1 protein-coding gene is annotated in these 389 nt (G+C 64.5%); it reads right to left on the bottom strand.

The window, feature by feature from the left end; translation table 11 throughout:
* A partial coding sequence (locus tag KQX66_RS38920) for a pyridoxal-dependent decarboxylase (protein ID WP_253957679.1) occupies positions 1 to 389 on the bottom strand: 389 nt, incomplete at both ends.

The raw sequence follows: 389 nt of genomic DNA, 5'->3' as shown, positions 1-389 counted from the left end.
GGCCCTGAAGCGCGAAGAATGCATCGCGCGCCAGCATCAGCCCCATCAGGTTGCTCTGGGTGCCGCCGCTGGTGAACACCCCGGCGTCGCCGGGCTGGTAACCGACCTGGGCGCGCAGCCACTCGATCAGCTTCATTTCGATCAGCGTGGCCGACGGGCTCTGATCCCAGGAGTCCATGCTCTGGTTGGTGGCGTTGATCAGCACTTCAGCGGCCTGGCTAATCACCAGGCTCGGGCAGTGCAGGTGCGCCACGCACTGCGGGTGGTGCACCGACAGGCTGTCTTTCAAAAAGTACTCGATGGCGCGCTCGATCGCCGCCTGGTTGCCCAGGCCTTGCGGGGTAAAGTCGAGCTGGATGCGCTCACGCAGTTCGGCAACGCTTTTGCCC

It is taken from the genome of Paenibacillus oleatilyticus, from assembly GCF_018998565.1.
In the GTDB taxonomy this organism is placed as follows: domain Bacteria; phylum Bacillota; class Bacilli; order Paenibacillales; family NBRC-103111; genus Paenibacillus_G; species Paenibacillus_G oleatilyticus.
The sequence above is the reverse complement of the archived record's forward strand: the minus strand, read 5'-3'. Positions and strand labels throughout refer to the sequence as shown.